The sequence below is a fragment of the Ruegeria sp. CI1 genome (assembly GCF_056536925.1).
Map to the genome: position 1 here is coordinate 157,898 of NZ_JBQFQP010000010.1, position 23,727 is coordinate 181,624.

Below are 23,727 nucleotides of genomic sequence, written 5' to 3' on the forward strand. Positions count from 1 at the left end.
TTATGGGTGCAAAAAGGGCGCAGGTTGTCCTGCGCCCTTTCAGCGTGACACTTAACGGAACGGCGGCGAGTACAGCAGACCGCCTTTGGTCCACTGGTCGTTCAGACCACGCGCCAAACCGATCGGAGTGCTTTCACCGATGTTCTGGGCAAAGATTTCGCCATAGTTTCCGGCAACCGCAATTGCGCGTTTGGCCCATTCGGCATCCAGACCCAGCATTTCGCCCAAGGTGCCTTCGGTACCCAGCAGGCGGTTGATTTCCGGATTGTCAGTTCCGGCAGTCATCTCGTCAAGGTTGGCCGAGGTCACACCCAGTTCTTCTGCCGAGATCAATGCGTTGAGGGTCCAGCGAACCACGTCACCCCACTCGTGATCACCGTGGCGGACCAGCGGCCCCAGCGGCTCTTTCGAGATGATTTCCGGCAGGATCACGTGATCGCCCGGGTTTTCGAAAGTGGCGCGGGTGGCTGCCAAGCCAGACGCGTCGGTGGTGTAGGCATCACAGGCGCCCGCCAGATACTGTTGCTGGCCTTCCGCGTTGGTTTCGATCGGAACCGGCTCATAGCTGATGTTGTTCGAGCGGAAGAAATCCGCCAGGTTCAGCTCGGTTGTGGTGCCGGTCTGGATACAAACGGTCGCCCCGTCCAGTTCCTTGGCCGAGCTTACGCCCAGCGCTTTAGGCACAATAAAGCCTTGACCGTCATAATAGTTGATCCCGGTGAATTCGAACTTGAGGTCGACGTCACGGCTGAAGGTCCAAGTGGTGTTGCGCGCCAGCATGTCGATTTCGCCCGATGCCAGGGCGGTAAAGCGGGTTTTACCAGTGGTCGGCACGAATTCAACGGCATTGGCATCGCCGAGTACTGCGGCTGCCACAGCGCGGCACACGGCCACGTCAAAGCCTTTCCACTCCCCATTTGCATCAGGCGCTGCAAAGCCAACGAGACCGGTGGTCACACCGCAGTTCAGCTTGCCACGCGCCTTGACGTCGTCCATGGTTCCTGCCGCTGCGGCACCTGCAGCCAGACCGGCAACCGTAGCCGCGCCCAAAATTACGGATTTTTTCATATTTACCTCTTCCTGATTTTCCACCCCTTACCGAGGCGGTTCAACCGGCAATCCCATTTGCCGGAAAGGTTACCCAAAAGGTCTCTCCCCTTTAGTGGGCTCAAGTTTGGTCCCATTCGTCAAGAAACGTCAAGACCAGTATATGGGAAATCGATAACGCTTTGGTATCGATTGACCTTGGGTCAATCAGTTTTGGCAGAAAGCTTCCACCTATTCTGCGAGATCATAGAACCGCTTAGCGTGCAAAAACGCCAAGCGCTTTACTTCCGCGTGTTTCAGCGCTTCCTCGTCGGGACCCCACTGCTCTTCCTGCCAAAGTTCATCCAAACGCGAAATGCGCCAAATCTCATCCGGATCGCGCCAATTCCGGGCAGCTGCAAACCCGAGAATCAGCGAACCTGAAAGGCTCACAAGATCGTGAAACGCTGCTAACTGAAAGTCGTTCATCCGATGAACTTTTTCACCGAGCCCCTTTAGCCCAGCAACAGATTGTGGCTGGTGAACGACACCGACAACCGGCGCAAGTCTCACACCGAGATCACTTTTTGCCCAATCGAGCGCCGGGTCCCACTGTGCAGCCTGCCTTGCGACCAGAGATTCGGGTTGGTCTGCCCGATAGCATAGCAAATCCGAATCGCCATAGGCGGCCAACATGTCCGCAACCTCGGCATGTTGATGATGCACCTTATCGATTGCCGCATTGGCCGAACGCGTAAACGGCATCGTGTTTGGATCGACCACGGTTTCCTGTTCATCCCACTCCCTGGCCACTTCACTGGCCATGCCTGCAGTTGGCATTACCAGCCCAGATTTGGCCGGAGTTTTCACCCGCCGACCGTCGAGTTCGACTGTAAATCCGCCTTCGACCTCAACTACGGCGCTTTCTTTCCAAAACCGCTTCGGTTTCCAATCGCTCATGTATTCAGTTCCAGATATTTCCCAGGGCAGAGGGGAGTTGATCAAAACCATCGATGACTTGATTAGCTTGTGACAGGGTTGATCTGTCGTGATACCCCCAGCTTACACCAACCCCTGCAACATTTGCCGCCCGGGCCATCTCCATATCGAAACTGGTGTCGCCGATCATGACCGTCGAGGCGGCATCGACGCCCGTTTCCCGCCGTGCAGTGTCGATCATCGAAGGATGAGGTTTCGACGGATGGTGATCTGCGACCTGACGGGTGACGAAAAAGCTATTCAGCCCATGCGCTTCCAGCAACACGTCCAATCCTCGTTGGGATTTCCCTGTCGCCACGCCAAGCAAAAACTCGGGGACCGAGTGCAGCGCTTGCAAAGCGTCAACCGCGCCGGGATAGAGCGGCGAGCTTGCTGCACCCTGCGCAAGGCGATGCGCGTGATAGGCCTCTTTGTAGCCTTCGACAAGGTTGTGCCAAATCTTGTCAGAGTACTCCGGCGCCAGACGCGCCATGGCTTGCGGCAGGGACAACCCAACAATGGACAAGGTCGCTGTTCGATCGGGTGCGGGAAGTGACAACGCTTGGAAGGCAGCATTCATTGCGGCCACGATGGAGCCCTGACTGTCCACCAGCGTGCCGTCCACATCGAACAGGATCAGTCGCAATGAACCGGTCATTGCAATGCCTCAAACGGGTCCTCGGCTGCCAGATCTTCGGTCCAGCCGAATGTGGTCCAGCTCTCCTTCATATGCTCCGGGAGATCGGCCGTGACAGTCGTCGGTTTGTGGGTCACCGGATGCTCGAACGAAAGCTGACGTGCGTGCAGATGCAGTTTCTTGCTGATGATACCGCCAAGTTGCGCGCCCCAGCCATCGCCCAGATTTTCTTGCCCGGAGCCTCCGTACTTTCCGTCCCCGACTATCGGATGCCCGATTGCCGCCATATGCGCGCGCAGCTGATGCGTGCGGCCCGTGACCGGCTCCATTGCGACCCAGGATGCACGCCCGGCCACCCGATAAAGTGTGGCGTATAGTGTGTGCGCCCGCTTGGCACCCGGTGTGCTGTCGATCTCTTTCAGATGCACGGCAATCATCTTTTCGCCTTCACCTTGCTTGCCGTGACCCGGCGCCTTGACCAGCCCGGTCTTGATCTCGCCCAGATAAGGGGTTGGCACACCAGCGACCAAGGCCCAATAGATCTTGCGCGTGTTGCGGTGGCGAAAGGCAGCGGTCAGACCCTTGGCCGCCTCGCGCGTCCGCGCCAGCAACAAAACACCCGACGTGTCCTTGTCCAGCCGGTGAACCAACCGGGGGTTTTCCTGATAGCCAAATCTCAGCGCCTCGGCCAGACCATCCACATGCCGGGTTTGTCCGCTGCCGCCCTGCACCGGCAGGCCTGCCGGTTTGTTGAGCGCCAGAACGTGATCGTCGCGATAGATCACGCACGACTGGATCATCTTTGCATCCGCATCCGAAACACGTGATCTTTGAACGATCGGTTTCTGGTCGGCATCCGGCAGCGGCGGCACCCGCACGACCTGTCCGGCGGCCAACCGGGTCGAAGCCTTGACTCGCCCGCCGTCGACCCGCAATTCGCCCTTTCGGCACATCTTTTCGATCCGGCCCTGCCCCACATGCGGGAACACCCGGCGAAGCCAACGGTCAATGCGCTGATCGGCATCCTCTTGCCCGATGGTGATCAACTGAACGCTCATGCCCACATCTCCCGTGCAACAAAAAGCCCAACAGCCAGTGCCGACAGGGACAGGATCACCGACAGCCCGACATACAATACCGCGTATACCACAGCGCCGCGTTCATACAGCGTCACTGCCTCAAGCGAAAAAGCCGAGAAGGTGGTGAACCCGCCCATCAAGCCAGTCACGACAAACGGGCTAAGGTAATGCAGTCCGCGGTGCGCCGCGGCCACGACAAACATACCCATCAGGAACGAGCCAATCACGTTGACCAGAATGATCGCCACAGGAAACTCCTGCGGACCAAGCGCGCGCATCACACCCACGCCGGTGAGGTAACGGAGCGTCGCCCCGATCGCGCCGCCAAGCGCTACATGCAGAACCGAAGAAAACATTGGCGTTGCTCTCGCGCGCGACGCCCGTGAAGTCAAGCCCAGATGGGTTCGGTCAGATCCAGTTCAGCTTTGGTTCCGCTGAGTCCGCAACTTGGAAAAATAGTCCAGCCGCTTTTTCAACTCACGCTCAAAACCACGTTCGACCGGCTGGTACAAAACCGGTCGCTTCATCCCGTCAGGGAAGTAGTTCTGTCCCGAGAATCCATCTTCGGCGTCGTGGTCATAAGCATATCCTGCGCCGTACCCCTGATCTTTCATCAACGACGTCGGCGCGTTCAGGATGTGCTTGGGCGGGGGTTCACTGCCTGACTGCTTGGCTAGTTTCATCGCCGCCTTGTAACCGACATAGGCCCCGTTCGATTTCGGTGCCAGTGCCAGATAGACGACGGCCTGCGCCAGGGCCAACTCGCCTTCGGGCGAGCCGAGCCGTTCGTAGGTTTCCCACGCATGCAGGCAGATCGATTGCGCTTGCGGATCGGCCAGACCGATATCTTCGACCGCCATGCGGGTAATCCTGCGGGCAAGATAACGCGGATCTTCTCCACCGGTCAGCATCCGCGCGAACCAGTAAAGGGCAGCGTCCGGGTCCGACCCCCGCACCGATTTGTGCAATGCCGAGATCAGATTGTAATGCTCATCCCCCGACTTGTCGTATTTCGCCGCTCGTCGCATCAGCCGGTTGGCCAATGCATCGACATCGAGCGGGCCGTCCACTTTCCAGGCCGCGACCTGTTCGGTCAGGTTCAGCAATGCGCGCCCGTCTCCGTCAGCCATTTCCTGCAGTGCCTCGCGCGCCGTACCCGTCAGCGGCAAGGCGCGGCCCAGTTCCTTTTCCGCGCGTTGAGTCAATCGTTCCAGATCGGCCAGACCCAACCGTTCCAGTACCAGAACCTGCGCACGACTAAGTACGGCAGCGTTCAGCTCGAATGACGGGTTCTCGGTCGTCGCCCCGACAAGCAGGATAGTGCCATCCTCCATATGCGGCAGGAATCCGTCCTGCTGGGCCTTGTTGAACCGGTGGATCTCGTCGACGAACAGTAAGGTGCCCTGCCCGTTCTGACGCCGAATCTTCGCCGCCTCAAACACCTTCTTGAGATCTGGTACACCGGTGAAAATCGCGCTGATCTGAACGAAATGCAGATCCGTTTCCTGTGCCAGAAGCCGCGCAATGGTGGTCTTGCCCACACCGGGTGGACCCCAGAATATAAGGCTCGACAAACTGCCCGAGGCTAGCATCACCCCCAGCGGGGCATCCGGCCCCAACACCTGCTCTTGTCCGATCACCTCGCCAAGCGACTTTGGCCGCAGCCGGTCGGCCAATGGCCGTGGGGGCTCGGTCGCAGGTTCCTTTGCGCCAGTGTCGAACAGGTCTGCCACGGCTCAGATCCTGAACCGCAGCGACACCCACTGCCCACGTCGCTGCAGATCAATGCGGACGCGGCGCCCGGTATCGGTCAAGGCCTGACGCACGTCGTCGGGGCGCTTTACCTCTTCGCCGTTTACCGCCCCCAGAATGTCGCCCGGCTGTAAACCCGCTCGGGCGCCAAAAGCCCCGGGGTCAAGCACGACCACGCCGTCCAATGACAACGGCAGGCCAAGCCGAGAGATCACCGCCGGGTTGAGGCGCGCCACAGTCAGACCAGGTAGCGCCGTCCGTTTGTCCAGTACCGTTTCCTCGGCGGGCGGTTCGTCGGGAGCATCGGTCATCGCTACCTCAATCTCTACCCTCTCGCCGCCACGCAGGCGGGTCATCTTCGAAACACCACCAATCCCGGACACGGACATGCGGAACTTCATCTCGGAGGGCGAGTTGACCTCTTGCCCGTCGACATGGGTGATTACATCCCCCACGCGGAACCCGGCCTTGGCAATGGGGCTTTCAGGGTGCAGGTCCGAAATCACCACGCCCTCTGGTAGCGCCAGTCCCAGAGACTCGGCAATATCGGCGTTCATCGGCTGGCCGGCCATTCCGGCCCAGGGGCGTACGAATGTCTCGTTCCCGGCCCGCGCCTGACGCAGGAATTCCGTCACCAGATTGGCCGGAATGGCAAACCCGATCCCGTTCGACCCGCCCGAGCGGCTGAGGATCGAGGTGTTGATACCGATGAGATTGCCATTAACGTCAATCAAAGCACCGCCGGAATTGCCGGGATTGATCGGTGCGTCGGTTTGAATGAAATACCCCCGCGCATTCCCGGTTGCTGTCCCGGATCGCGCAAGGCCCGAGATGATGCCGGAGGACACAGTCTGACCCACCCCGAAAGGGTTACCGATGGCAAGTGTCAATTCTCCCACCTCGACGTGATCAGAATCGCGCAGTCTCAGGAATGGCAATCCTTCGGCGCCTTGCAGGCGCAGGATTGCGATGTCGCTCTCTTCGTCTCCCAGCACCACTTCGGCGGTAAACTCGCGCCGGTCCGTGGTCACGACCTGTATTTCCGACGCCATTCCGACAACGTGAAAGTTGGACACGACATAGCCGTCCTCTGACAGGATGACGCCCGACCCCAGCGAGTTCTGCACCCGGGGACGCGGTGCTCCGAAATCCCCGCCAAAAAAATCGCGAAAAAATGGATCTGAAAACAACGGGTTAGATCGCCCCTGCCGGATGATCTTGGCATAGATGTTGACCACGGCGGGCGAGGCCTGTTTGACGACCGGGGCGAACCCCATTGATATTTCAGTCTGCGACTGCGGCACCCGGGTTTCGGCGGCGGCGAATGGAGGCGTCAGGAATGAAAAAACGATGAGTATCAGGCGGAGCATTGTCGATCCCATTAGCAGACTTCCATTGGGATATGCGGCGATGTTCGCGTGAATGCAAGCGCGGGACTCAGCCCTTTCGGCGCAGGAACTTGAGGCCTGACCAGTCTGTGTCTACGGCACAGACTTTCACATCGACCCAACCCAGCGGCAGAATTGCGGTGCGGAGATCGTCTTCGGTAATGCCGGAATGCAGTTTTGAAGACTTTTTTGCCCAGGACACCCAAAGCATCCCGCCTTCACGCAGGATACCTATCTGTTCAGACGCGATCTGGGCGATGTTTTCCCCGCCATGCAGGAATAGATGCACCGCGTCAGGTTCGGCCATATCGGGGGCGAAACGAACGTCTTGGGCGTCCGCAACGAGCTGCGGATAGTATGCTGGCGGGTTCACCAAGCGAACCGACCAGCCCGGTTTGAACCCAAGCTTCTGCGACAGCGGCTTGCCGGAGTACCCGGCGGTTTTTGTGTTGGCCATAAAACCGTTTTCCAAAGCGACGTGCTTCGATCCTAGCAATGTCTTTCACATGACCATAAGGGCCAACAGTCAAAATGTCAGGTACGATCAACCAAAAAGAAAACCCCCGCGCAAGGTGCGCAGGGGTTTGAAAAAAAAGATGTTTTAGACTTACTCTTCGTCAGCGGCCGCGTCTTCGGCAGCAACGCGGGCCTTGTCGGCTGCGCCTTTGGCGTCGACGTCACGGTCGACGAACTCGATGATCGCCATCGGAGCCATGTCACCATAACGGAAGCCTGCCTTTAGGATACGGACATAGCCGCCCTGACGCTCGGCATAGCGGGGGCCCAGAACCTCGAACAGTTTTGCGACGTCTTTGTCTTCTTTCAGCTGCGATGCGGCCTGACGGCGGGCGTGCAGGTCGCCGCGCTTGCCCAGAGTGACCAGCTTTTCGATGATCGGGCGCAATTCTTTTGCCTTGGGCAGAGTTGTCTTGATCTGCTCATGTTCGATGAGCGAGCCGGCCATGTTTGCAAACAGAGCCTTGCGGTGCTCATGAGTGCGGTTCAGGCGGCGGTAACCACGTGCGTGACGCATTTTCTAGTTCCTTCTTTAGCGTTTTGCTTTGTCCGGCCTCCGATGCGTGTCAGAGGCTCACCTTGGGGCGGGATTGCCCGGATTGTTCGTTTTGTACCGGTTTTCAGACCTCATTTGTCCGAATTGTACAAAACCCGCGACGGCAGGTTGGCCCCGCCGCCGCAGCCGAAGATGCTTAGAACGCGTCTTCGAATTTCTTTGCCAGATCTTCGATGTTGTCGGGCGGCCAGTCCTCGACATCCATGCCGAGGTGCAGACCCATGCCGGACAGCACTTCCTTGATCTCGTTCAGCGACTTGCGGCCGAAGTTCGGGGTGCGCAGCATCTCGGCTTCGGTCTTCTGGATCAGGTCGCCGATATAGACGATGTTGTCGTTCTTCAGGCAGTTTGCCGAACGGACCGACAGTTCCAGCTCGTCCACTTTCTTGAGCAGGAGCGGGTTGAATTCCAGACCGTCGTCCTCGTCCTGACGGCCAGCCGATTCCGGCTCGTCGAAGTTGACGAAGATCGACAGCTGATCCTGCAGGATGCGGGCGGCATAGGCTAGCGCGTCCTCGGGGGTGATCGAACCGTCGGTATCGATCTTGAGGGTCAGCTTGTCATAGTCCAGAACCTGACCTTCGCGGGTCGGCTGAACGTCATAGGCGACCTTTTTGACCGGCGAATAGATCGCGTCGATCGGGATCAGGCCGATGGGCGCGTCCTCGGGCTTGTTCTTTTCAGCCGAGACATAACCCTTGCCGGTATTGACGGTCAGCTCCATGAACAGGTCGGCGCCATCGTCCAGGTGGCAGATGACGTGATCGCGGTTCAGAACCTCGATGCCGGCGCTTTCGCTGATGTCGCCTGCGGTGACAACTGCGGGGCCTTTGGCATTGATCGACAGGCGCTTGGGGCCTTCGACTTCCATGCGCAGAGACACGCCCTTGAGGTTCAGGATGATGTCGGTGACGTCTTCGCGAACGCCTGCCACGCTCGAGAACTCGTGCAGGACGTTGTCGATCTGAACGCTGGTGATGGCCGCGCCTTGCAGCGAGCTCATCAGCACGCGGCGCAGCGCGTTGCCGAGCGTCAGGCCAAAGCCGCGTTCCAGCGGTTCGGCGACCAGGGTGGCCTGGCGTGCGGGATCGTTGCCCGGCTTGCCGTCAAGCTGGGTCGGTTTGATCAATTCTGCCCAATTCTTATGGATCATGTAATCCCTCCATTCCTGTCTGCGCCCCATGACCAATCAGGTGCAGACGCCCGAGGTTTCAAAACGGCGAACCGGGGCCGCGCAATAACACGGCCCCAGCTTGTAATTGCAATCGCTCAGACGCGGCGGCGCTTCGGCGGGCGGCAACCATTGTGAGCAATCGGGGTCACGTCACGGATCGACGTGATGTTGAAGCCCACTGCAGCCAGCGCGCGCAGCGCCGATTCACGACCCGAACCGGGGCCCTGAACTTCGACTTCGAGCGTCTTGACGCCATGTTCCTGCGCCTTCTTGCCTGCATCTTCGGCAGCCATCTGAGCGGCGTAGGGGGTCGATTTCCGCGATCCCTTGAAGCCCATGGTGCCAGCAGACGACCACGAAATGGCGTTGCCCTGCACGTCCGAGATCAGGATCTTGGTGTTGTTGAAGGTCGAATTCACATGGGCGACGCCCGATGCGATGTTCTTGCGCTCTTTTTTCTTGATGCGTGTCTTGTCGCGTGCCATCGGTCAGACCCTCCTTACTTCTTCTTGCCCGCGATCGGCTTTGCGGGGCCTTTGCGGGTACGAGCGTTGGTGTGGGTGCGCTGACCGCGAACCGGCAGGTTGCGGCGGTGACGCAGACCGCGATAGCAGCCCAGGTCCATCAGGCGCTTGATGTTCATCTGCGTTTCACGACGCAGGTCACCTTCGACGGTGTAGTTGGCGTCGATGTGTTCGCGGATGGCGAGCACTTCGGAGTCGCTGAGTTCGTTGACCCGGCGGCTTTGTTCGATGCCCACGGCGTCGCAGATCGCCTTGGCCGAGGTGTTGCCGATACCGGTGATATATGTGAGGGCGATGGGTACCCGCTTTGCAGTCGGGATGTTTACGCCGGCAATACGTGCCACGTGTCACTTTCCTTTTCGTTGCGGTTCCGTAACTCCAGAACCTTTTTTCACAACGCTTGACCGTGGCAGTGTGGCCAGAGGGTCCAGCATCATTTTCGAGGTGATCCGGACAAACGGAACGAATCCCGTCTGCACGGTTGATTCCCAATGGGGATGGGGGTCGATATGGGCTTTTGGCGGGGGCGTCAAGCCCCCATGCGCCGTTAACCCAGAAGGACTTCGATCGAGGCGGTAACTTCCTTGATGTCGGCCAATCCGTTGATCGGGCGCAGGTCACCCTTGGCGTAGTAATAGCCAATCAGCGGCGAGGTCTTTTTATAGTATTCCATCAGGCGGGTGCGCAGGCTTTCCTCGTTGTCATCCGCACGGCGCTGGAAGTCATTCTCCTTGCCGCAATTGGTGCATTTGCCATCTGCCGGGATCGGTTTGGTGATGTCGTTGTAAACCTCGCCACAGCCGCCGCAGGTCGAACGCGCCGTGATCCGCTGCACCAAGGCCTCGTCATCCACACGCATTTCGATCACGGTGTGCAGAGACTGGCCCAGCTTGTTCAGCAGCGCCGACAGCGCGTCGGCCTGTGCCAGAGTTCGGGGAAAGCCGTCAAAGATGAAGCCCGCGCCCTTTTCGGTCGTCAGCTTTTCTTCGATCAGGCCGATGACGATCTCATCCGTGACCAGCTTGCCGGCATCCATGACCGCCGCGACCTTCTTGCCCATTTCGGTGCCCGAGGTCTTGGCTTCGCGCAGCATGTCCCCAGTGCTGAGTTGCACCATGCCGCGGGTTTCAACGAGATGCCGTGCCTGGGTGCCTTTGCCGGCGCCCGGCGGGCCAAGCAGAATGATGTTCATCGGCGAGAGGATCCCTTCCTGTTGCGTTTCTTGCCTTTTCCGCGCAGCTGGGACTTTTCGATCAGCCCTTCGTATTGATGCGCCAAAAGGTGGCTCTGGACTTGCTGGATGGTGTCCATGGTCACAGAGACGATGATCAGAACCGAAGTGCCGCCGAAGTAGAATGGAATGGCGAACTGGCCGCGCAGGATTTCCGGCAGCAGGCAGACGGCGGCCAGATAGGCCGAGCCCAGCACCAGCACGCGGTTGACCACGTATTCCAGGTATTCGGCGGTTTTCTTGCCGGGACGGATGCCCGGAACAAAGCCGTTCTGTTTCTTCAGGTTGTCGGCGACGTCATCGGGTTTGAACGACACGTTGAACGTGTAGAAATACGCAAAGAAGATGATCATCGACGCGAAGAACAGCAGATAGAGCGGCTGGCCGGGGCCGAAGTTGGCCAGAAGCCACGACATGATCGGGCCATTGGCGGCGCCCGACGAGAAGGTCGAGATCGTCACCGGCAGCAGCAAGAGCGAGCTGGCGAAGATTGCCGGGATCACACCTGCGGGGTTGACCTTGACCGGCAGGTGGCTGGAACCGCCCTCGTACACTTTCATGCCGACATTGCGGCGCGGGTACTGGATATGGATCTTGCGCAGGGAGCGTTCCATGAACACCACAAAGGTGATCACGGCGATGACCATCACGATGACACCGACGATCACGGCGGGGCTGATGGCGCCCGAGCGGCCCGACGCGAAGAACTGTGCCAGGGCGGCGGGAACCTCGGCGATGATGCCGACGAAGATGATCAGCGAGATGCCGTTGCCGATGCCGCGCGCGGTGATCTGTTCACCCAGCCACATCAGGAACATGGTGCCGCCCACGAGCGTGATCATCGTCGAGAAGCGGAAATAGAGACCGGGATCGGTGGCCAGATCGCCCGATTCCAGCGACACGGCCAGACCATAGGCCTGAACGGTGGCCAGTGCCACGGTGCCGAAACGGGTGTATTGGTTGATCTTCTTGCGGCCCTGCTCGCCCTCTTTCTTGAGCTGTTCGAGCGCGGGAACCATCGAGGTCATCAGCTGCACGATGATCGAGGCCGAAATATAGGGCATGATGCCGAGGGCAAAGATGCCCATGCGCCCCAGCGCCCCGCCGGTGAACATCGAAACCATGCCGCCGATGCCCTGCCCCGCCTGTTCCATGAACTCGCGCAATGCTGCTCCGTCGATCCCCGGCACCGGAATGAAGGTGCCCAGACGATAGACGATCAGCAAACCCAGCGTGAACAGGATGCGGTTGCGCAGATCGGTGGCCTTGCCAAGGGCAGCCCAGCTTGTGTTGGCTGCCATTTGTTCTGCTGCTGATACCATAAATCGGTCTCTCTTATGAAAACACCGCCCGAAACCGTTTTCCGGCTCGGGCGGCGTCTTGGAAAACTCTGAGGTCTATGTAAGCGGCTCGTGCGCCGCTCACAAGCGCTTACTCTGCCGCAGCGGCTTTTGTGACCGTCAGTGAGCCGCCCGCTTTCTCGACTGCCTCGACGGCAGCTTTCGAAGCACCGGTCACTTCGAGGTTCAGCTTGGCCGAAACCTCGCCCTTGGCCAGAACGCGGATGCCGTCCAGCTTGCGGCGCACCAGACCGGACGCGACCAGCGCGTCTTCGGTGATGGCGGATTTGGCGTCGAGCTTGCCGGCGTCGACGAATTTCTGGATCAGGCCCAGGTTGATGACGGCGAATTCCTTGCGGTTGGGCTTGTTGAAGCCACGCTTGGGCAGACGCTGGTACAAGGGCATCTGGCCGCCTTCATAGCCATTGATGGCCACGCCCGAGCGGGATTTCTGACCTTTGATACCACGGCCACCCATTTTACCCTTGCCCGAGCCGGGGCCCCGGCCAACGCGGGTTTTCTTGGATGCGGCGCCTGGATTGTCGCGCAGTTCGTGCAGTTTCATGTCGCTTCTCCTAAGCCGGATGTGACCCCGAAGCGTGATGGGCCAAACACGGCGTTTCTTGGTTTTGATTCTTGTGGACCCTTTGGGCCACCGGGGGCGTATAGACGCAAGTCGCCCGGCAATCAAGAGGGCGGCAAAACTGCCGCCCTTCACCCCGGTTTTTCGCTTTTGTTTGGCGTCAGGACGGTGTCGGCCACACAAAGTCGGGCCGCAGGCTGTCATAGACCGGGCGCCCATCGTCAGGCCGGGCGTATCCCTTGGTTTCGTCCCAGAAGGCGTGATAGGTCGCGTCGGGGAAACTTGCCACGTCATAGCCCATGACATTTGGAACCGCGACGCGGATGCGCCCCTGCTTGTCGTCCAGCATGATCGGCGCCCCGCATTCCTTGCAGGTGCACAGCTCCAGCGGGCCGTCGGGGTTGTCCTTGTTGAACGGTTGCCGGTTGAGCAACTCGGGGTGATCGACCGCCAGATCGCCATGGCGGAAGAATGCGACATGGGTCGTCTGCTGCCCGGTTACCGATTTGCAGACATTGCAATGACAGGTGTGATTGTCGATCGGAGCATTATCCGTATGCGTGTGCACATGAGCGCAGCCGCCATCCAGAGCCTGAGCCATAAATTCCCCCTTTCAATGATCTACGAAAATGACCGGCAAACCTCGTCGCCGGTTACGTGGCGTAAACTTATCACAAAACGGTGATTCCCGAAATTGAATTGCCGAGATGGGCCACAGGCACGCCGCATGGAAACTGGGCCAGTTGTCTGCCGCGCATCCGTGCTAGGCTTTTGTCATGAGCTGGAATCATCGCGAAATCGTGGATTGGCTGTTGCGGACGGGGGCCACCCTGCCGAATCTGGATGCCCTGATCGAAGGGTTGGGGGCAGAGATGCGGCGCGCGGGCGCTCCGGTGTGGCGAATTCGTCTGGCGATGCGCACCATTCACCCGCTTGCCGCCGCCGTCAGCGCCATCTGGAACCGGGACGTCGCACAGGTCGAGGCGGTGCACAATCCGCACGGGTTGGAACAGCGCAGCGGCTATGTGGGCAGCCCGTTGGCGGTGATCTCGGATACCCGGCAAGCGCTGCGCAAGGATCTGACGCGGCTGGCCCCCGATGATCACGAAATCTATCACGAATTGCGCGCGCAGGGGGCGACCGACTATTTCGGCGTCCCACTTCGGTGCGGAGATCATCTGTCAGGCATTCTGGTGGCGGCGACGGACCGGGCCAAGGGGTTTGACGACGCCGATATTGAGGGCATCGAGGCAATTGCGCTGGCCCTTGGTCCGCTGTCCGAGGTCCACCGCCTGTCGATCCTGTCCACTGCCGTGTCCGCGGCCTATCTTGGAGCCCGCACCAGCCAGCGGGTGCTGGGCGGCGAGATCACGCGGGGGAGTGTCGAGACCATGGAGGCCGCCATCCTGATCAGCGACATCCGCAACTGGACAGGGCTGAACGCCCGTTTGCCGGTGGAGGAGGCGGTGGCGCTGGCGAACCGGTATTTCGAGGCAATCGATACGGCGGTAACCGAGCATGGTGGCGAAATCCTGAAGTTTCTGGGCGACGGGGTGTTGGCCGTGTTCCCCGGCGATGACGGGCAGCGCACAGCCTGTTCCAATGCACTGGCGGCGGCAAGGCATGCTTTGGCTGCCGATTTGCCCGAGGTTCTGGGGTTCGGCGTCGGGCTGCATTTCGGGCGGGTTCTGTATGGCAATGTCGGCTCGCACAGCCGGCTGGATTTCACGGTGCTGGGTCAGGCTGTGAATGTTGCCGCGCGGATCGAGGCGCTGTGTTCGGAAACCGGGCATCCGGTTCTCTGTTCCCGCACGTTTGCCGACGCGCTGGATGGCGGTCACGTCGCGGTCGGCGAATTCGCCCTCAAGGGGTTGGCGCATCCGGAACAGGTTTTCGCCCCGAAGACCACGGACAAGACTTTGGTTGACAAGGGCGCAAATTGAGAGCATACGCCCCCGGTGCCTTGTCTGCGGCGTGAGCAGACCGCGCGACCGAAGTGTTTGAAACGCATCCGCGCAGCACCTCATCTTTACACACTGACACCCAGATCACGCGGGGTTCGGCGCAATGACGCGGCCTTGGGCAATCCGGCCCGGCGGCAGAGCATCGCGCAACCACGTAACACAACGCGGCCCCGCGGGGTCGCGACATGTCATTTTGCGCGGCCGGAATAGGCCGCCCCGCCGAAAAGGAACGGCTTTTGGACTTTACCATGCTGGGGCTGACGCCCCGCTTTATCACCAATCTTGAAACCCTGGGCATATCGGAGCCGACGCCGATCCAGAAACAGGCGATCCCGCATGCCATGAACGGGCGCGACGTCATGGGGCTGGCGCAGACCGGCACCGGCAAGACGCTGGCCTTTGGCCTGCCGATCCTGATGTCGCTGATCCGGCAGGAGGGCCGCCCGGCCCCGAAGACCGCGCGCGCGCTGGTTCTGGCGCCGACGAGGGAACTGGCAAAACAGATCTCGGACAACCTGCGCGCCTATGCCGAGCGCACCTCCATCCGCGTCGACCTGGTGGTCGGCGGTGTGTCGATGGGGCCGCAGATCAACCGGCTGGGCCGGGGCAGCGATATTCTGGTCGCCACGCCGGGCCGCCTGATCGACCTGATCGAGCGCCGCGCCGTGCGGCTGGACCAGACCGGGTTCCTGGTGCTGGACGAGGCCGACCAGATGCTGGACCTGGGCTTTATCCACGCGCTGCGCAAGATCGCGACGCTGTTGCCCACTGAACGCCAGACCATGTTGTTCTCGGCCACGATGCCGAAGCAGATGGCCGAAATCGCGGCCACCTATCTGAGCAATCCTGTACGGGTCGAAACCGCGCCTCCGGGCCGTCCGGCGGACAAGATCACCCAAGGCGTGCATTTCGTGGCGCAGGCGGAAAAGACCGGCCTGCTGATCGAAATGCTGGACGCGCACCGTGACGAGCTGGCGCTGGTTTTTGCCCGCACCAAGCATGGCGCGGAAAAGCTGATGAAAACGCTGGACAAGGCCGGGTTTTCCGCCGGTGCCGTGCATGGCAACAAGTCGCAGGGTCAGCGCGACCGAGCGCTGAAACAGTTCCGCAGCGGCGAGTTGCGGGTGCTGGTGGCGACCGATGTGGCGGCACGCGGCATCGACATCCCGGATGTGCGCCACATATACAACTATGACCTGCCGAACGTGCCGGACAACTATGTCCACCGGATCGGCCGTACCGCGCGGGCCGGGCGCGATGGCCGGGCGGTCGCCTTTTGCGCCCCTGCCGAGATGGGTGAACTGCGGGCCATTCAAAAGACCATGTCGCGTGACATTCCGGTGATCGGCGGCACGCCATGGGCCTTTGAAGCCCCCAAGAAAGAGGCGCGCAAGCCACAGAACCGGCGCCGCCGCCCCAACCGCGGACGCCCTCGCGCCAAGGCCGCATGACCGGAAAAACCCCCGGTTTGGTCCGGCTGTGACCTTGGCCGTAGCAAGCGGCGGGATGTCCCGCCCAGCTTGGGCACGTTGTTTCACATGAACGCAATTCAGCTCCCGAAGAATTCTTCGGGAGCTTCTGTTTTGAAGCCAATTGTCGGGCTTCGGCGATGCGGGAGAAGCGGACCTCCGCCAATCACTGCCACTTAAACACTGAGATTACAAACCGGCGAGAAAGGCCTTCGCCTGAGGCACCCATTTTTCCGGTTCGACGGACGTGGAGTAATGCCCCATGTGGCTGCTCACCTCATGAAAAGTCACCTGCGCTCCTGCAGCCCGCATTTCCCTGGCAACGCCTTCTCCCATCGAAGCCGGGTAGAATTCATCGGTATCACAAAGGACATAGAAGAATTTTGCGCGTATTTGATCCAGCCTGTCCGAGACATCAAATTCCCCAATCGCTGAATTGAGAACAACAAGGCTCATCGGATCGAACTCTTCGGCCCACTCCCTGGAGGTATCGTTCAACAGCTTTTCAATATCACCCCTTGGCATCTGCCCTTTGAATTTTTCCATGAATTGGTAGGAAAGCAATGTTCTGGTCCGGATGCGTGTCATCACATCTGTCAGGCCACCCGCCTGCGCGTAATGGCCTCCGTTCCAGTTGGGGTCAGCCTGAAGTTCCGCCACAAGTTCAGGCAAGGCTGCGCTTGTTCCGAACTGATTTACGGGGCCGCAATCACAAGCAATGATTCCACGCATCGCTTCGGGGTATGTCACGGCCCATTGGAACGACAGCAGACCGCCGACCGATCCGCCTGCTACAGCAAAAAGCTGTTCAATGCCCAGTGCGTCGATCAGTGTTTTCTGTGCTCGGACCATATCCTCAACCGAAATCTTGGGAAAATCGGCGCCCCAAACGTGGTCGCTTTCTGGGTTTATGGATGCGGGCCCGGTTGTTCCGTATGACGAGCCGAGCATGTTGGACGATATTACACAGTATTTATCTGTGTCGAGCAGCTTACCCGGGCCGATGATGCTATCCCACCAGCCCTCGCGCAAATCAGGCGTCGTTCGACCGGCAGCATGATGGGTGCTGGTGGTCCCGTGGTGGACAAGAACCGCATTGGACTTATCGCCATCGAGCTTGCCGTAGCATTCGTAGGCGATATCCAGTTGCGGTAGTACAATGCCAGACTGTAATCGAAATTCTGCTGTTTGATGTTGCGGCATAGCCGTACCCCGTTTTGACTTCGGGAATTCTACCACGGAACGGGACAATGGTCCAAAACCTGGAGCTTCGCCATGTCCCCACTGGGTTCAAAGTTGACGCTTGCAACGCGGTCATTGCCCGGATTGCGTTCCATCTCTGAAAGTCTGCAGCAAACAAAAAAAGCGCCCCGGATCGGGGCGCTTTTTGTTCGGGTGGTATTGGGGTTACACGCAGTAGACGTGTTTTTGCGCGATGTCCGCGATATCGCAGCGGCGAATGCCGATGTCGTTGAGTTCGCGGTCGGTCAGGCTTTGCAGTTCGGAATAGGTACGGTTGTACTCGGAGGCGCGGGCGCGGGCCAGTTTGACGCCTTCGACAAAGGCGCGGATGCGCCCGCCGAGCGTGAGACCGGTATGCGAGATGTTCAGTGTATGTGCCATGTGTTATGTTCCTTTTTTCAGCCCGGGGCGTATTCCCCGGCAAGTTTGATTTCCCGTTTTGGACCACAGACAGATAGGCACGAGTGATTGCGCCAACAATTGGCGTTTTGGTCTGGCCGGTCTGCGTTTTTTGCATGGCAGGGCAAACTAGAGGTTGGACACCGCAACGCGACGATACCCGGATTGCAACGGGTCTGACGACAGAGGACGGCGAAGCTTTGGGCGGTTACCGGTTACCCTCGTCACTCCAGCCGGTGGATGACATGTTCGCCCTCGAACCCTTCCAGCTGCACCGCTGCAGCCGCCGAAAAGTGAAAATCGTTCCCTTTTCCCACCATATCGCGAGTGGTATCGGAAACCTGTATTTCGCCGGGCGCGGCAAGGGCTGCGATGCGGGCGGCCTTGTTGACAACGGTTCCAAAGAAATCATCGTCGGTCTGGACCACGCTGCCGGTATGAATACCGATCCGCAGGGTGATGGCTGGCCCGTCGGATTGCCCAGACGCTTGCAGGATCGACCGGGCAGCGTGCAGGGCTTGAGCAGGCTCTGGAAAGCTGGACATGGTGCCGTCGCCCAGCGATTTCACGAACTGGCCGTTCGCGTCTTCGATGATGGTGCGGAGCGAGGCAAAGTGCCGGGCCACCTCGGAGGACCACAAACGGTCGCCCATCACCGACGCGAGGCGCGACGAATTGACGATATCGGTGAACATGATCGAGGCAAAGCCGTCTCTTTGATGCAGCGAAAAATCCTTGCGCGCTGCTGCGACAAGATCGGCGATGGCGGTCTGTTCGGTTCCCACGAAGTCGATATTCGGGATCGGAACCGAGCCGTGGCGCAGAACGATCTTCCAGACGCCGTCTTCGAGCGCGAAGATCAGGGTGGTCCTTATGTGAAATGTCCGATCGGGTTGATTGGCAAAAATGAGTTCATGTGTGAAATTCGACCAGCCGGTTTCACCATTTTCAAAGGCTTCGGCAAATGTCTCTTCATGTTTGAGGAACGGTGGGATGGCCCCGAAGAAATCCGCGATCCCCTGGCGCACGGCCTCGCCCGCCCACAATTCGTCGTCACCCGTGCCGATAAAACGCAGGTGGCTGCGGTCGGACAACATGTTGCTAAGCTCGGTTTTCCGCCCGTACCGGATTGCGTCGATCCAGCGGCGTGACACGGCCAAGAGCTCGGAAGACGGCCGGGTCATCCTTGCCGCTCCTGCCGGTATCCCGGATATGTGCATCCCTGTCGTTCCACCCGGCACCCCCGCAACGTTGCACCACTTTACCCTCGCTGACCCTAAGCTTGGCATGGATCGGGGGATTCGCGATAGGCGCGTTGGATTGATTTGTCCCGCCCGGCCAACTGTTGACGGAGGTACGGGCTTGGCGAGCGCAGTCACAGCCTGAAACCATGGAAATGTTGTTGGATGGGTAATCAGCCCCTAAGCTTGCCCGTACTGCTGACGAACGGGTGAATATATGGCTGTCTATGTCGAAACCGCGAGCGGACGCGCGAACCTCTTGTCGTGGTTGCCAAATCTTGCGGGCCGGATCAACGCGGGACTGCGCGCCAAGCTGACCTGCGCCTTTTTTGTGCCGCTGCTGATGATGGCGCTGATCTGTTATGTCGGCATTGCCGCACTCAAACAATCGCATGACCGGTTGGAGATCGCATCGCAATTGCAAGAGAAGCTGGTTCTGTTCGAAGCGATAGAACAGCTGTCGGAGGAAGTGCGGTTCAACGCGGCGGATTTTCTTTTTTCGCGGGCCATCGGGGCTTCGTCCAACCAGACGTCACCACTTGGAAATTTTTCGAACAACGGCCTGTATAACGCTGCCGAGTTTTCAAGACAGATCACCCGCAACACAAGTCTGAGCGAACAGGAGCGCGACATACTGATGGGCGCGGTGGTCGACCTGCGCGCGGTCCTGCGTGCAGGCATTGAAATCTATGCAAAGCGCAACAACGGCGATGCCGACGCGGCGCACGCAATTTACCGAACCGCGCTAAAGGAAGCGGCTTTTGCGATCAAGAGTGCGAGCTATAACTGGCAGCAGGTCTGGCGAAGGGAACTGGCCGGGGTGCTGGCCGAAAACCAGATCGCTTTTGAGCAGTCCAGATCGCTCATCCTGGCCGCCTCGGCCATCGCGGCGCTGATTGCCGGTGTTCTGGGACTGACCATTTCCACATCCATCATCCGGCCGGTGCACGCGCTGCAGGGCGCGTTCGACCGGTTGTCCGCCGGAGATTTCGCGACCCGCCTGAAGATCGAGAACCGCGACGAGCTGGGGGAATTGTGCGCGGATATGAACGAAACGATCCAACGGCTGGGGGATGCCTATGCCGAGCTTGAGACGGCCAACCAGCACAAGTCGGATTTTCTGGCCAACATGTCTCATGAATTGCGCACGCCGATGAACGCGATCATCGGGTTCACCCGTATCGTCATGCGGAAAAGCCGCGACGTGCTGCCCGAAAAGCAGTTGGGAAACCTGGAAAAGGTCGCCTCCAGCGCCGAGATGCTGCTGTCGCTGATCAACGGCATTCTGGATCTGTCCAAGATCGAGGCGGGGCGGCTGGACGTTCATGCCGAAACCTTTGACGCGGCGCCGGTTCTGAAATCCTGTGCCCGGATGATCGATCCGATGCTTGAAGGAAAACCTGTCGAGGTCGGCACCGATATCCCCGACAGCCTGCCGGTGGCGTCTTCGGATCAGGGAATGCTGCGCCAGATCACGTTGAACCTGTTGTCGAACGCGGCCAAGTTCACCGAGGCCGGGCAGATCAGCATCGCGGCAGAGGTGAAAAACGGGCAGATTCGTGTTAGTGTGAGGGATACCGGCATCGGGATGCGACCGGATGATCTGAACATGGTTTTTGACGAATTCACCCAGGCGGAACAGCACACGGCGCGGCGTTACGGAGGCACCGGGCTGGGGCTGGCGATCTCGCGGAAGATGGCGCGCCTGCTGGGCGGCGATCTGGTTGCGGAAAGCACGTTCGGAGAGGGGTCGACGTTTGTGCTGACCGTTCCGGAAATCTATGCCGCCGCAGAACGCGAGGCGGTATGACATGGCGCAGATCCTGATCGTGGATGATATCAGCCTGAACGTCGACCTGCTGCAGCAGTTGCTGGAAGACGACCATGACCTGTTGATCGCGCGCAACGGGCCGGATGCGATTTCACAGGCCCGGAGCCATAAACCTGACCTGATACTGATGGATATCGCGCTGCCCGGTATGACCGGCACCGAGGCAATGCAGCAGATCAAGGGCAACGGGGAATTGTCGCGTATCCCGATCATCGCGGTCACATCGCATGCGATGCGGGGGGACCGGGCCAATGCGTTGGCGGCGGGGTTTGACGATTATCTGAGCAAACCGCTGGATGACGAAGAGCTGTTGAGCGTGATCGAGAAACACCTTTGCGCCCGGTCAGCATCTTGACCGCGCGTATTCTGGTCGTCGACGACGAACCCCTGAATGTCGATCTGCTGTGTCAGGAACTGGACGATCTGGGCTACGCCTATGACGAGGCGTATAGCGGCGCCGAGGCACTGGCGATGCTTGCGCAGCGCAGCTTTGATACCGTCCTGCTGGACATGATGATGCCCGGTGTTTCGGGACTGGAAGTTCTGGAAGAGTTGCAAAGCCAAGGGCGTCTGGCCGAAATACCGGTCATTGTCATTTCGGCGCTCGACGATATGGACCATGTCACCCGCAGTCTGGAACTGGGGGCCGAGGATTACCTGTTCAAGCCGGTGAACGAAAAGCTTCTCAAGGCGCGGCTGGCGGGTGCGCTGGAAAAGAAGCGGTTGCGGGACATGCTGGCGGAGCAGCTTGAAATCACGCGGCGCGTGTTTGGCAAATACGTTCCTGAACGGGTCGCAGAGGATATCGTCGCACAGGGTGGGCAGCTGGCGCCGGTACAATGCGAGGCGACGGTCATGTTCTGCGACCTTGCCGGGTTCACGCAGCTGGCCGAAACGCTGGCGCCACCAGATGTTCTGGCGGTGCTGTCCGCGTTCTTTTCCGCCGTTCTGCCCGCCGTCGACAGCCGTCAGGGAACAGTGAACGAGTTTTTCGGGGATGGCATGCTGGTGACGTTCAATGTGCCGTTGCTGGCCGGGGATCATGCCCGGCGTGGCGTGGAATGTGCGCTGGAGATACTGGACATCCTCGGTGGCGAGGACATTCAGGGGCACAGGCTGTCAGCGCGGATCGGTGTCGCGACGGGAAATGTCGTGGCGGGGAATATCGATACGATGAACCGGCTGAATTACACGGTTTTGGGTGACACGGTGAACCTGGCGGCGCGGCTGCAGCAGATGAACAAGCAGATGAACAGCCGGTTGCTGATCTCAGAGGCCACGATGGCCGGGTGCGGATCGGATCACGGGCTTGAGCCGGTGACGCTGGAAGTCCGGGGCAAGACCAACCCGGTCCGGGCATACAAGCTTGGGGCATAGTGGGCGGCGCCGAACGGATGTGCGCCTTTACACAAGAAAACGCCCCCGGTTTACCGAGGGCGTTTTCTGTTCGGATCGATGAGAGGCTTAGTCGCGCTCTTCGATGATCTCGACCAGATGCGGGATCTTGTTGACCATGCCACGGACCGAGGGGGTGTCCTCAAGCTCGCGGGTCTTGTGCATCTTGTTCAGGCCCAGGCCGATCAGGGTTGCGCGCTGTTCGGCGGGGCGGCGGATAGGCGAGCCGATCTGCTTGACGACGATGGTTTTGGCCATGTTGACGTCTCCTTACGCTTCTTCGGCGACTTGCGCCGATGCTGCAGGTGCTTCGTCCCGCTTGGGCAGGATGTCGGCAACCTTTTTGCCACGACGTGCGGCGACCGAACGCGGGCTCTGCTCTTTCTGCAGGCCGTTGATGGTGGCGCGGATCATGTTGTAGGGGTTGGTGCTGCCCAGCGACTTGGAGACAACGTCCTTGACGCCCAGCATTTCGAACACGGCACGCATCGGACCACCGGCGATGATACCGGTACCTTCCGGCGCAGCGCGCATGACGACTTTACCGGCGCCGTGACGGCCCTCAATGTCGTGGTGCAGGGTGCGACCTTCGCGCAGCTGCACGCGGATCATCTGACGCTTGGCCTGTTCAGTTGCCTTGCGGATCGCCTCGGGCACTTCTTTCGCCTTGCCCTTGCCAAAGCCGACGCGGCCTTTCTGATCGCCGACAACCACCAGAGCGGCGAAGCCGAAGCGCTTACCACCTTTTACGGTTTTCGACACGCGGTTGATCGCAACGAGACGATCGGCGAATTCCGGAGCTGCTTCCTCGCGGTCGCGACGGTTGCCCCGGCGGTTTTCACGTTCTGCCATTTTCGGCATCCCTTTCTCTAGAGGCGCTTGCGGCGCCAATTTCTCAATCGAAGTGAACCCGCGAATGACATTCCTGGGCTCCCCGATCATCGAGGCGGGCGGACCCGCCTTCAAAGTGCCGGTGCCGGGCTGAAGCCCGGCCTACGGCGTCGTATCAGGTAGGCCGGGCTTCAGCCCGGCACACCATCAGACCTTCAGACCACCTTCACGCGCGGCGTCGGCCAGAGCCTTCACCTTGCCGTGGAACAGGAAGCCGCCGCGATCGAAATAGGCCTCTTCGACGCCTGCCTTCTTGGCACGCTCGGCGATGGCCGCGCCCACCTTGGTGGCCGCTTCGATGTTGTTCTTGCCGACAACGCCGAGATCTTTCTCGAGCGAAGAGGCAGAGGCCAGGGTCACGCCGCGAACGTCGTCGATCAGCTGAACGCTGATGTTCTTGTTCGAGCGGTGCACGCTGAGGCGCGGACGCCCGGCGTTGACCTTGCGAAGTTTGTTCCGAACGCGCAAGCGGCGTTTCAGAAACAGGGTACGTTTGCTGTTTGCCATGGTA

At 59.8% G+C, this 23,727-nt stretch carries 27 protein-coding genes; 5 read left to right on the top strand and 22 right to left on the bottom strand.

Annotation, left to right across the window (positions count from 1 at the left end; all coding sequences use genetic code 11):
* Positions 1-51: 51 nt before the first annotated feature.
* From ACR0LZ_RS13615 to ACR0LZ_RS13690, 16 genes are all read right to left on the bottom strand, one after another.
* Positions 52-1,068: an amino acid ABC transporter substrate-binding protein gene (locus tag ACR0LZ_RS13615; RefSeq protein ID WP_480750377.1), complete on the bottom strand. Its 1,017-nt coding sequence runs from the start codon at positions 1,066-1,068 to the stop codon at positions 52-54.
* A gap of 210 nt (positions 1,069-1,278) precedes the next feature.
* Positions 1,279-1,986, bottom strand: a complete 708-nt coding sequence (locus tag ACR0LZ_RS13620; RefSeq protein ID WP_480750378.1) for an ATP12 family chaperone protein — start codon at positions 1,984-1,986, stop codon at positions 1,279-1,281.
* A gap of 4 nt (positions 1,987-1,990) precedes the next feature.
* Positions 1,991-2,662, bottom strand: a complete 672-nt coding sequence (locus tag ACR0LZ_RS13625; RefSeq protein WP_480750380.1) for an HAD-IA family hydrolase — start codon at positions 2,660-2,662, stop codon at positions 1,991-1,993.
* Positions 2,659-3,699 (bottom strand): RluA family pseudouridine synthase, encoded by a 1,041-nt coding sequence (locus tag ACR0LZ_RS13630; RefSeq protein WP_480750381.1) that lies wholly within the window; start codon positions 3,697-3,699, stop codon positions 2,659-2,661. Before ACR0LZ_RS13630 ends, ACR0LZ_RS13625 begins: the two co-directional genes overlap by 4 nt.
* Positions 3,696-4,076: a fluoride efflux transporter CrcB gene (gene crcB, locus ACR0LZ_RS13635; RefSeq protein WP_480750383.1), complete on the bottom strand. Its 381-nt coding sequence runs from the start codon at positions 4,074-4,076 to the stop codon at positions 3,696-3,698. The genes ACR0LZ_RS13630 and crcB overlap by 4 nt, the downstream gene beginning before the upstream one ends.
* Positions 4,077-4,139: 63 nt before the next feature.
* The gene (locus ACR0LZ_RS13640; protein ID WP_480750385.1) at positions 4,140-5,453 is read right to left on the bottom strand and encodes a replication-associated recombination protein A; all 1,314 of its coding nucleotides are present in this window, start codon (positions 5,451-5,453) and stop codon (positions 4,140-4,142) included.
* A gap of 3 nt (positions 5,454-5,456) precedes the next feature.
* On the bottom strand, positions 5,457-6,842 hold the full coding sequence (locus tag ACR0LZ_RS13645; protein ID WP_480750386.1) for a trypsin-like peptidase domain-containing protein: 1,386 nt from the start codon (positions 6,840-6,842) through the stop codon (positions 5,457-5,459).
* 67 nt (positions 6,843-6,909) lie between these two features.
* Positions 6,910-7,317, bottom strand: coding sequence for a hypothetical protein (locus ACR0LZ_RS13650; protein ID WP_480750388.1), 408 nt, complete (start codon positions 7,315-7,317; stop codon positions 6,910-6,912).
* 150 nt (positions 7,318-7,467) lie between these two features.
* Positions 7,468-7,893: a 50S ribosomal protein L17 gene (rplQ, locus tag ACR0LZ_RS13655; RefSeq protein WP_480750390.1), complete on the bottom strand. Its 426-nt coding sequence runs from the start codon at positions 7,891-7,893 to the stop codon at positions 7,468-7,470.
* Between the two features lie 175 nt (positions 7,894-8,068).
* Positions 8,069-9,085, bottom strand: a complete 1,017-nt coding sequence (locus ACR0LZ_RS13660; RefSeq protein WP_480521635.1) for a DNA-directed RNA polymerase subunit alpha — start codon at positions 9,083-9,085, stop codon at positions 8,069-8,071.
* A gap of 116 nt (positions 9,086-9,201) precedes the next feature.
* A complete protein-coding gene (rpsK, locus tag ACR0LZ_RS13665; protein ID WP_480750391.1) occupies positions 9,202-9,591 on the bottom strand; it encodes a 30S ribosomal protein S11 in 390 nt (129 codons plus the stop codon).
* 14 nt (positions 9,592-9,605) lie between these two features.
* Positions 9,606-9,974, bottom strand: a complete 369-nt coding sequence (gene rpsM / locus ACR0LZ_RS13670) for a 30S ribosomal protein S13 (protein ID WP_480750392.1) — start codon at positions 9,972-9,974, stop codon at positions 9,606-9,608.
* Positions 9,975-10,177: 203 nt separating this feature from the next.
* Positions 10,178-10,822, bottom strand: a complete 645-nt coding sequence (locus ACR0LZ_RS13675; protein ID WP_480750394.1) for an adenylate kinase — start codon at positions 10,820-10,822, stop codon at positions 10,178-10,180.
* On the bottom strand, positions 10,819-12,183 hold the full coding sequence (gene secY, locus ACR0LZ_RS13680; protein WP_480750396.1) for a preprotein translocase subunit SecY: 1,365 nt from the start codon (positions 12,181-12,183) through the stop codon (positions 10,819-10,821). The genes ACR0LZ_RS13675 and secY overlap by 4 nt, the downstream gene beginning before the upstream one ends.
* 109 nt (positions 12,184-12,292) lie before the next feature.
* A complete protein-coding gene (gene rplO, locus ACR0LZ_RS13685; protein ID WP_480750398.1) occupies positions 12,293-12,766 on the bottom strand; it encodes a 50S ribosomal protein L15 in 474 nt (157 codons plus the stop codon).
* Between the two features lie 178 nt (positions 12,767-12,944).
* Positions 12,945-13,385 carry a GFA family protein gene (locus ACR0LZ_RS13690; protein ID WP_480750400.1) on the bottom strand — a complete coding sequence of 147 codons (441 nt, stop codon included), beginning with the start codon at positions 13,383-13,385 and terminating at the stop codon, positions 12,945-12,947.
* 175 nt (positions 13,386-13,560) lie between these two features.
* Between ACR0LZ_RS13690 and ACR0LZ_RS13695 the strand changes: the two genes are divergently transcribed.
* Positions 13,561-14,727: an adenylate/guanylate cyclase domain-containing protein gene (locus ACR0LZ_RS13695; RefSeq protein WP_480750401.1), complete on the top strand. Its 1,167-nt coding sequence runs from the start codon at positions 13,561-13,563 to the stop codon at positions 14,725-14,727.
* 206 nt (positions 14,728-14,933) lie between these two features.
* Positions 14,934-16,199, top strand: coding sequence for a DEAD/DEAH box helicase (locus ACR0LZ_RS13700; RefSeq protein WP_480750402.1), 1,266 nt, complete (start codon positions 14,934-14,936; stop codon positions 16,197-16,199).
* Between the two features lie 207 nt (positions 16,200-16,406).
* On the opposite strand, the gene ACR0LZ_RS13705 is transcribed toward ACR0LZ_RS13700, so the two are convergent.
* The 3 genes from ACR0LZ_RS13705 to ACR0LZ_RS13715 all read right to left on the bottom strand — a co-directional run bounded on the left by ACR0LZ_RS13705 (position 16,407) and on the right by ACR0LZ_RS13715 (position 19,042).
* On the bottom strand, positions 16,407-17,468 hold the full coding sequence (locus ACR0LZ_RS13705) for a homoserine O-acetyltransferase family protein (RefSeq protein ID WP_480750403.1): 1,062 nt from the start codon (positions 17,466-17,468) through the stop codon (positions 16,407-16,409).
* Between the two features lie 156 nt (positions 17,469-17,624).
* Positions 17,625-17,840, bottom strand: a complete 216-nt coding sequence (locus ACR0LZ_RS13710) for a DUF1127 domain-containing protein (protein WP_480750404.1) — start codon at positions 17,838-17,840, stop codon at positions 17,625-17,627.
* Between the two features lie 242 nt (positions 17,841-18,082).
* A complete protein-coding gene (locus tag ACR0LZ_RS13715) occupies positions 18,083-19,042 on the bottom strand; it encodes an adenylate/guanylate cyclase domain-containing protein (protein ID WP_480750405.1) in 960 nt (319 codons plus the stop codon).
* Between the two features lie 274 nt (positions 19,043-19,316).
* On the opposite strand from ACR0LZ_RS13715, the gene ACR0LZ_RS13720 reads away from it, so the two are divergent.
* Genes ACR0LZ_RS13720 through ACR0LZ_RS13730 form a run of 3 tightly spaced genes read left to right on the top strand, consistent with a single transcriptional unit; the run spans position 19,317 to position 22,307 of the window.
* Complete coding sequence (locus ACR0LZ_RS13720) at positions 19,317-20,909, top strand: sensor histidine kinase (protein ID WP_480750406.1); 1,593 nt, start codon at positions 19,317-19,319, stop codon at positions 20,907-20,909.
* A 1-nt stretch (position 20,910) separates the two neighbouring features.
* Positions 20,911-21,285: a response regulator gene (locus tag ACR0LZ_RS13725; RefSeq protein ID WP_480750407.1), complete on the top strand. Its 375-nt coding sequence runs from the start codon at positions 20,911-20,913 to the stop codon at positions 21,283-21,285.
* The gene (locus ACR0LZ_RS13730; protein WP_480750408.1) at positions 21,282-22,307 is read left to right on the top strand and encodes an adenylate/guanylate cyclase domain-containing protein; all 1,026 of its coding nucleotides are present in this window, start codon (positions 21,282-21,284) and stop codon (positions 22,305-22,307) included. The genes ACR0LZ_RS13725 and ACR0LZ_RS13730 overlap by 4 nt, the downstream gene beginning before the upstream one ends.
* A gap of 87 nt (positions 22,308-22,394) precedes the next feature.
* Here ACR0LZ_RS13730 and rpmD read toward each other — a convergent pair whose 3' ends face one another.
* The 3 genes from rpmD to rplR all read right to left on the bottom strand — a co-directional run bounded on the left by rpmD (position 22,395) and on the right by rplR (position 23,723).
* A complete protein-coding gene (gene rpmD / locus ACR0LZ_RS13735) occupies positions 22,395-22,583 on the bottom strand; it encodes a 50S ribosomal protein L30 (RefSeq protein WP_113791481.1) in 189 nt (62 codons plus the stop codon).
* Between the two features lie 12 nt (positions 22,584-22,595).
* Positions 22,596-23,177, bottom strand: a complete 582-nt coding sequence (rpsE, locus tag ACR0LZ_RS13740) for a 30S ribosomal protein S5 (protein WP_480750409.1) — start codon at positions 23,175-23,177, stop codon at positions 22,596-22,598.
* A 186-nt stretch (positions 23,178-23,363) separates the two neighbouring features.
* The gene (gene rplR, locus ACR0LZ_RS13745) at positions 23,364-23,723 is read right to left on the bottom strand and encodes a 50S ribosomal protein L18 (protein ID WP_480750410.1); all 360 of its coding nucleotides are present in this window, start codon (positions 23,721-23,723) and stop codon (positions 23,364-23,366) included.
* Positions 23,724-23,727: the final 4 nt, after the last annotated feature.

What these genes read in the sequence shown, in the direction of transcription:
- ACR0LZ_RS13615 (WP_480750377.1), bottom strand. Translation starts at nt 1,068, where the DNA reads ATGAAAAAATCCGTAATTTTGGGCGCGGCTACGGTTGCCGGTCTGGCT.
- ACR0LZ_RS13620 (WP_480750378.1), bottom strand. Translation starts at nt 1,986, where the DNA reads ATGAGCGATTGGAAACCGAAGCGGTTTTGGAAAGAAAGCGCCGTAGTT.
- ACR0LZ_RS13625 (WP_480750380.1), bottom strand. Translation starts at nt 2,662, where the DNA reads ATGACCGGTTCATTGCGACTGATCCTGTTCGATGTGGACGGCACGCTG.
- ACR0LZ_RS13630 (WP_480750381.1), bottom strand. Translation starts at nt 3,699, where the DNA reads ATGAGCGTTCAGTTGATCACCATCGGGCAAGAGGATGCCGATCAGCGC.
- crcB (WP_480750383.1), bottom strand. Translation starts at nt 4,076, where the DNA reads ATGTTTTCTTCGGTTCTGCATGTAGCGCTTGGCGGCGCGATCGGGGCG.
- ACR0LZ_RS13645 (WP_480750386.1), bottom strand. Translation starts at nt 6,842, where the DNA reads ATGCTCCGCCTGATACTCATCGTTTTTTCATTCCTGACGCCTCCATTC.
- ACR0LZ_RS13650 (WP_480750388.1), bottom strand. Translation starts at nt 7,317, where the DNA reads ATGGCCAACACAAAAACCGCCGGGTACTCCGGCAAGCCGCTGTCGCAG.
- rplQ (WP_480750390.1), bottom strand. Translation starts at nt 7,893, where the DNA reads ATGCGTCACGCACGTGGTTACCGCCGCCTGAACCGCACTCATGAGCAC.
- ACR0LZ_RS13660 (WP_480521635.1), bottom strand. Translation starts at nt 9,085, where the DNA reads ATGATCCATAAGAATTGGGCAGAATTGATCAAACCGACCCAGCTTGAC.
- rpsK (WP_480750391.1), bottom strand. Translation starts at nt 9,591, where the DNA reads ATGGCACGCGACAAGACACGCATCAAGAAAAAAGAGCGCAAGAACATC.
- ACR0LZ_RS13675 (WP_480750394.1), bottom strand. Translation starts at nt 10,822, where the DNA reads ATGAACATCATTCTGCTTGGCCCGCCGGGCGCCGGCAAAGGCACCCAG.
- secY (WP_480750396.1), bottom strand. Translation starts at nt 12,183, where the DNA reads ATGGTATCAGCAGCAGAACAAATGGCAGCCAACACAAGCTGGGCTGCC.
- rplO (WP_480750398.1), bottom strand. Translation starts at nt 12,766, where the DNA reads ATGAAACTGCACGAACTGCGCGACAATCCAGGCGCCGCATCCAAGAAA.
- ACR0LZ_RS13690 (WP_480750400.1), bottom strand. Translation starts at nt 13,385, where the DNA reads ATGGCTCAGGCTCTGGATGGCGGCTGCGCTCATGTGCACACGCATACG.
- ACR0LZ_RS13695 (WP_480750401.1), top strand. Translation starts at nt 13,561, where the DNA reads ATGAGCTGGAATCATCGCGAAATCGTGGATTGGCTGTTGCGGACGGGG.
- ACR0LZ_RS13700 (WP_480750402.1), top strand. Translation starts at nt 14,934, where the DNA reads ATGTCATTTTGCGCGGCCGGAATAGGCCGCCCCGCCGAAAAGGAACGG.
- ACR0LZ_RS13710 (WP_480750404.1), bottom strand. Translation starts at nt 17,840, where the DNA reads ATGGCACATACACTGAACATCTCGCATACCGGTCTCACGCTCGGCGGG.
- ACR0LZ_RS13715 (WP_480750405.1), bottom strand. Translation starts at nt 19,042, where the DNA reads ATGACCCGGCCGTCTTCCGAGCTCTTGGCCGTGTCACGCCGCTGGATC.
- ACR0LZ_RS13720 (WP_480750406.1), top strand. Translation starts at nt 19,317, where the DNA reads ATGGCTGTCTATGTCGAAACCGCGAGCGGACGCGCGAACCTCTTGTCG.
- ACR0LZ_RS13725 (WP_480750407.1), top strand. Translation starts at nt 20,911, where the DNA reads ATGGCGCAGATCCTGATCGTGGATGATATCAGCCTGAACGTCGACCTG.
- rpmD (WP_113791481.1), bottom strand. Translation starts at nt 22,583, where the DNA reads ATGGCCAAAACCATCGTCGTCAAGCAGATCGGCTCGCCTATCCGCCGC.
- rpsE (WP_480750409.1), bottom strand. Translation starts at nt 23,177, where the DNA reads ATGGCAGAACGTGAAAACCGCCGGGGCAACCGTCGCGACCGCGAGGAA.
- rplR (WP_480750410.1), bottom strand. Translation starts at nt 23,723, where the DNA reads ATGGCAAACAGCAAACGTACCCTGTTTCTGAAACGCCGCTTGCGCGTT.